The sequence below is a fragment of the Roseburia zhanii genome (genome assembly GCF_014287635.1).
GTDB lineage: Bacteria > Bacillota > Clostridia > Lachnospirales > Lachnospiraceae > Roseburia_B > Roseburia_B zhanii.
This window is the reverse complement of sequence record NZ_JACOPH010000038.1, coordinates 1-3,173: the sequence shown is the minus strand read 5'-3', so window position 1 is coordinate 3,173 and position 3,173 is coordinate 1. Positions and strand designations below refer to the sequence as shown.

At 37.9% G+C, this 3,173-nt stretch carries 5 protein-coding genes and 1 pseudogene; all 6 read left to right on the top strand.

The features are described from left to right. Window positions 1-721: sensor histidine kinase (locus H8S17_RS15730; protein ID WP_186867861.1), on the top strand; the 721-nt coding region annotated here is incomplete at its 5' end. Window positions 722-816: 95 nt separating this feature from the next. Continuing rightward, the gene (locus H8S17_RS15725; protein WP_186867860.1) at window positions 817-1,590 is read left to right on the top strand and encodes a hypothetical protein; all 774 of its coding nucleotides are present in this window, start codon (window positions 817-819) and stop codon (window positions 1,588-1,590) included. Between the two features lie 45 nt (window positions 1,591-1,635). Then, window positions 1,636-2,163, top strand: a complete 528-nt coding sequence (locus H8S17_RS15720; RefSeq protein ID WP_117947339.1) for a hypothetical protein — start codon at window positions 1,636-1,638, stop codon at window positions 2,161-2,163. Between the two features lie 17 nt (window positions 2,164-2,180). Next, the gene (locus H8S17_RS17170; RefSeq protein ID WP_155177830.1) at window positions 2,181-2,327 is read left to right on the top strand and encodes an AgrD family cyclic lactone autoinducer peptide; all 147 of its coding nucleotides are present in this window, start codon (window positions 2,181-2,183) and stop codon (window positions 2,325-2,327) included. Between the two features lie 201 nt (window positions 2,328-2,528). Next, on the top strand, window positions 2,529-2,687 hold the full coding sequence (locus H8S17_RS15710; protein ID WP_155177831.1) for a hypothetical protein: 159 nt from the start codon (window positions 2,529-2,531) through the stop codon (window positions 2,685-2,687). Window positions 2,688-2,703: 16 nt separating this feature from the next. Further along, a pseudogene (locus H8S17_RS15705) lies at window positions 2,704-3,173 on the top strand (hypothetical protein); the annotation flags it as partial.

Genomic DNA, 3,173 nt, shown 5'->3' with positions numbered 1-3,173 from the left:
TTTATTTCTTTCGGTGGGACTGGTTGCGATTAACCTTATCCTTATGGAGTTCATGCAGAATACCATTGAAAAAGAAGAGAGAATAAAAATTGCGGTACTTACGGAACAAAATCAGAAAAATCGTATTGCAGATTATCAGGACCGGGAAGAAATCTATGAGCGTCAGCGAAGAAAAATGCACGATTATAAAAATCAGCTTTCCACAATCCAGACATTGATTAAGAATGGACACACAGATGAGGCACTTTCATTTACGCAGAAGCTGACAGAGAGCATAGCTGTCGAGATGTCGGCAATCAACACAAATCATCCGGTGGTCAATGCTGTTTTAAACCAGAAGTACCGCAGCATGCAGGAGAAACACATAGCGGTTATCCTGAAAGTAGGGGATTTGCAGGAGATCTGTCTGGAAGAGGAAGAGATTGTGATCCTGCTCTCCAATTTACTAGATAATGCAATCCGGGAGAGTGAAAAGGTACTGAAAAATACCGGAAAAGCGGTCATTCATCTGAAATTAGAGTGCGAAGATCATAAACTGATATTTGCGGTAAGAAATCCGGTGACAGAAAAGGTGGAAATTGAAAATGATACGATAAAGAGCAAAAGAGGGGATCATCACGGTATTGGATTGTTAAATGTAAAAGCAGTTGTGGATAAATATGGCGGTGATATGGTGCTTTCCTGCGATGAAAATGAATTTAAGGCAGTGGTCATCTTGTAAAGAGATGGTCTTTGTGTGCGTAATATGGTCGTTTGATGATATGGGACTAGGAGAACAGGTTATTTTATCCGATAAAGAAAGCAAAGGAGGTTACTATGAGTAATACAATTAATGTGAACTATATGACACGGGCTTACAATCAGTACCAACAGAAAAATGCGGCTAAAGATCAGGAGAAGGAAGATACAAGGTTTGCGGATAGTGTAAGAGAAAAGAGCGAAGCTAGTGGAAGTATAGTGGGCAATTCAAAAATAGGTTCTGTGTCTGCTAAAGATATGACGATGGTGGAATACAAGCAGTACATTTACAATAAAATATCTCAAATTCCAATGCACCCCACAAGAGCAGGCGAGTCAATATCTGTTACAATTTCAGAGGCGGGTTTTGAAGCAATGAAGAATGATCCAGAGTATGAAGCATGGGTATTAAATGATTTGCAAGTGGGTTGGTCACAACCAGATAAATGGTCCGGTATATGCGGAGGAGCGTTTTCTACAATATATTATGGAGCATCAAAAGAAGAATGTCATGCTGAGATGTGGAGTGCTGGTTATAACAATGGGAATGGTGGGAAGATTTTTAATGATAAGTCAAAAAATAGTTTTTGGGAGCGCAGAATAGAAAATAAAAAGAGAATAGAAAATCAGGTAAAGAAACAACAGGAAAAAAAGCGGATTCATAAAAAACAAGCGGAAAGAACAGCTTATGAAGAATATGCGCAAAATAAAAGGTTATCTGCTCAGGATGCCAGAACTCGATTGGTGGCTGAGAGTAGTTCGTCTGCTAAGACTGTCACAATAAGTCAGGCAGTAGCTTCTTATGAGGCAAATTTTACAATGGCAGTAAGCGTATCGAACAAAACCCAATAGCCTGCAAATAAAAAATCAAGGCTAAATAGAAAGGAGAGATGCAGTATGGGAATTAATGGAGTATCATCGTATGCCAATACATACACATACGGAAATGTAAAAAATGAAAATGTAAAGCCATCAAAGAATAGTGAAAAGAATTATTATGCAGGATACACTATGAATTCAGCCAATAAGTTTAAAAATGTATCAGACTATTCAAAGTATTTGACTAACAAGTATAAATGTTTGACTCCATGCAAAAATGCTTCTGTATTGATTGACAGAAGTGTAATGCAAAAGGCATGTGGAGATGAAAAAACTGCGAAATGGCTTGAGGAAAATTTAGCAATTATGCCAGATGTTATACGAAATGCACAGAAGGCGGCAATAAGTCATGGTAGTAAACTGATATCAGTGGAGTTTAAGTTTACGAATAATGGAACCGAAATGACAACCTGTGGCATTTTTGGAGAGACTGGTACGGATTCAGAAATTGACAAATGGCTGGAGAGAATGAAAGAGGATAAAGAAAAAGAAGATAAAAAAACAGAAAATATGATTGCTAAGGTAGGTTTTGATACATATGCATAGTATCAATTTCTATAATTTTGAAGAAAGAAAAGATTACAAACAAGGTATTGAAGGTAGTGGAGAGAATTGCCCGGAATGAAGTGGAAAAAACAGTTCTTGGCAGGACGGCAGAGTGTTCAGCGATTTATCACCAGCCGAAAAGACCGAAGAAAAGGGAAAACTAGGTCAGAATAATGAAATATTTTGTGGAGTGTTGCGGTTGTGATTATCGTAATGGCAAAACAAAAGGAGTAAGATAACTCCAAAAGTGTTATCTTACTCCAATAAATCAATTAAAGGTTACTGCTTGGGCTTCGGATGGAGAGAGCAGGTACGGTTCTGACTGACAGAAGAACCGTGGAAAGGAGTTAATATGGGATTAGGCGTTGAAAATTCAGTTAAATCCGGGCGGGAATCTGACCTATCAGTATTACGCAAGTGATATCCGGGAAATTTTAGCATATAACCGGACACAGCACAAAGATATTATGTCTGAGTTGAATGTACAGTTTGTTATAGCAGACGGTACAATTCAGATAAACTGATTGGAGGAATAGAAGTATGCACATTGGTTTTGGCCAGAATACCGTATCTTCATTGTACGGTCATCAAAAAGGCGATCATATGAAAACTATAGAGCTTTCTCATAAAAAGCATAAGGCAAATGAATCGCAAGAAAAAATGACCGTAACATCCGGCAAGGACGTATGCCGGAGGATAGGGCATTCAGATGAAGCCGATGGGGAAAATCAGGAAAACGCATATATACATGATAGGTTTGCCTTAGACGCTGGTTACGCAAATTATATTAGAGAAACAGTGCCTAAAACTACTTGGTCAAAGGATTATCTTCAAGAATTATGGGATGAAGAGACTAAATATTTAAAGAGTATCCGTGAAAGTAAAAATGGATATGGTTTCGATGATATTGGAATGGGAGCTGCATATGCCTATTCTACTATGTATCAAAAAATTGTAGAAGGATATAGGAATGGAACAAGAGAAGTGTATGTATGCGATAATCCAGAGAG

Bases quoted from the DNA above. Each gene is read 5' to 3' on its own strand.
- H8S17_RS15725 (WP_186867860.1), top strand. From the start codon at position 817: ATGAGTAATACAATTAATGTGAACTATATGACACGGGCTTACAATCAG.
- H8S17_RS15720 (WP_117947339.1), top strand. From the start codon at position 1,636: ATGGGAATTAATGGAGTATCATCGTATGCCAATACATACACATACGGA.